Source organism: Methanospirillum sp. (assembly GCF_035560735.1).
Taxonomy (GTDB): domain Archaea; phylum Halobacteriota; class Methanomicrobia; order Methanomicrobiales; family Methanospirillaceae; genus Methanospirillum.
Genome location: NZ_DATMYY010000188.1, coordinates 1 through 2,575 on the forward strand (window position 1 = coordinate 1; position 2,575 = coordinate 2,575).

Annotated in this window: 3 protein-coding genes; all 3 read right to left on the bottom strand. The window is 45.9% G+C overall.

Going from position 1 to position 2,575, the window contains the following annotated elements; genetic code table 11:
• A partial coding sequence (locus tag VN429_RS05635; RefSeq protein WP_325630755.1) for a methyl-coenzyme M reductase operon protein D occupies positions 1-485 on the bottom strand: 485 nt, incomplete at its 3' end.
• A gap of 130 nt (positions 486-615) precedes the next feature.
• Complete coding sequence (locus VN429_RS05640) at positions 616-1,212, bottom strand: hydrogenase maturation protease (RefSeq protein ID WP_325630757.1); 597 nt, start codon at positions 1,210-1,212, stop codon at positions 616-618.
• Positions 1,213-1,323: 111 nt separating this feature from the next.
• A complete protein-coding gene (gene hmd, locus VN429_RS05645; protein ID WP_325630759.1) occupies positions 1,324-2,373 on the bottom strand; it encodes a 5,10-methenyltetrahydromethanopterin hydrogenase in 1,050 nt (349 codons plus the stop codon).
• Positions 2,374-2,575 lie beyond the last annotated feature (202 nt).

A 2,575-nucleotide genomic window follows, 5' to 3' on the forward strand; every position in this document is an offset into this window, starting at 1 on the left:
GGACCACATGATCCCGTTGTGTCTCCTGAAAGATATGCTGTTTCAATTCTCTCATGCGAATCAGTCATACCAAGCAATAGTTGCTCATGATCCTGACCATCCCTGATATAATCTGATAGTGAAGGTTTTGTCTTGAGAAAAGTACCTACGAGAATCTGGAATGGGAGATCAGTAAAAAATTCCTGGCAATAAACACCAATGCTATCTATCGTTGCCTCATCGTTTGTTTCCACAGTTAGATCAGCCATGAGAACATGCATATCCACAACCTGATCACCAATTTCAACACCGGTAAATTCTGGTGGCTGAATCTCGCATGAATGTACAGTCCTCCCGGGATGTCCGGATGCAAATGCAGGACCATGAACGAGCATTCGTCGTACACCCTGAATTTTAGAGATGCCCTCAATAAATGAGGCTGCATGATCGGGATGAAGCATCCGTATCGGGACTATACGGCACTGGGGATGGAAGGAATTGTCCATTATACCTCCTGATGTGCGGACATCACCTCAAAATGTATGACGACCGCCGAAGTACTATGTACATCCTGGGAGCAAAAGTGTTACGAAATTTCATTCAGTAACAAAAAGATTTCTATCCAGGAGTACCAGACTATCTCCCGGGAGAACTATATCCTGTAGAACATGGAAAGAACTGATATTGTTTCCACCTGACTGCATGAGTCGGCAACAGGAGCGAATCAGAGCGATCATGCATCATCCCCTGATCCGAGATGAGTGACCAGGGTTGAGAATCATGCAGTATATTCAGGATCGCCAAGCGAGCAAGGGGAATTGCTGACGTTACCTCTGGCGAAAGTCCAATATGCATCTCAGGATACGTTACCATCCCGGGCTGACACCCAAGGAGGAGAATCTCTTTGATATCCTTCATCATCAGCAGGGTTTCAGCCACTCCTCCCGGCTGATGATCTGTTATTCCTCCGGCTGGAAGATCGGATAGATTAATCAATGTGAGTGAACCGGGTTTAGCTCCAAAATCTGCTGCATCAACCACAATAAGGCGCCGTGTCACCATTGGATCCAGCAGTGAGAAGACAAATTCATTTCCTCCGGTTCCTGTATCAATTGCCTTTACGCCAGCCGGAAGAACACATGTCTTCAGGTTCTGTATCACTGCAGGCCCGAACCCATCATCTGCATAGAGCGGATTTCCGCATCCGGTGATGACTGTTTCAGGAAAGAACATGAGATTCCTTGTTTTTCATCTGGAGAGAACACCACAAAACGGAGATCCTGAGAAGATCTCCGTGACCTTAAATACCTGGCCTCTTGCGAGAGTTTTTCAAACTGATGGCGATTACTTGCACATTCCATCAGGGGTGCATGCCTTATTCTTTCTCTTTTCAAGAGCCTGAAGAATAGTTGGCAGGATCTCACCAACCGCTCCAAAGTTCATGGAGTCGGCAGTGCCTAGGAATACACCGGGGTCAAGGTGCTCTTCAAGGTTTTTGATCCCCACTTTTGTCATGAGTGCAGTCACCTGTTCAAGTGATTCCTTTGCCATCATCTGGGTAAAGCTGGCCGGAGCTCCAAGAACATTCATGACGGACTCACGGTACGTGAGCAAACCGGCATATGTCACTGCAGTAAGAGCTGCACACATATCACAGACAGGTCCAAGAAGTTCTGCCGGGAGTTTAAACGCTTCGCCCCGTGCAAGTGCTCCGATCTCGTAGAGTTTCTTAATTGTCTCTTCGTTGGCATACCCTTCAGAGATAAATGCCTGTCCTTTCATCTCAGGAACTGCCCCAGGATGATACGAGGAGACATTGACCTTGTTTGCAATGTTGAGCTCTTCAAAGATATGGTAGAACTTGGTGGTTGGGATGGTGCATGCATGGGTGATGATGGCACCTTCTTTTATGTCACCTGCGAATTTCTCGATGATACCTTTCTGCATATCTCCTTTTGGCAGCCAGGTAATGATCCAGTCTGCATCGGCGACTGCTTCCTTGTCATCAGTTGTAACCTTAAGGCCGACTTTTTCAGGGTGAGTGAAGTGGATTGCGCCTTTTGGTGGTTTTGGAAGATCCTTGGCAACTTCTTTTACCTTCGCCCTGATCTGTGGCATGATGCTCTCAGGATTGGTCTTGTGTGCGGCGATCACATCCTCGTATGCAAAGTCGTCTATGATAGTAAACTGGTTGTCAAAGATAGGATCAGAGACAACAATATCCTTGATTCCTGCTAATTCACGAAGTTCAGCACCCATAATAATGGTTGAATGGGTCATCGCAATTTCAGGCTTCTGTACCTTCTCGGCAACGGCGCATGCTCGAGAAAAGTTCGTGATTCCCGCTGCGGCATGTGTCCGATAACATCCCGCTCCAAGTATTGCAACTTTCATAATTTTTACCTTCACTTGATAGTACTACATCGGACATAATTGATTTTACTTTTACAAAGTGTTACCAATTACATCAGTAGTGATATTGACTCTACGCCATGGCATAAAGCACTATCTATTTGTTTCCCTACAGGCAAAAGAGCCATATAGAAGTTTCATAAGAAAGGGAGGCCCAGTGACTTTGTAACACAAATTCATTAAA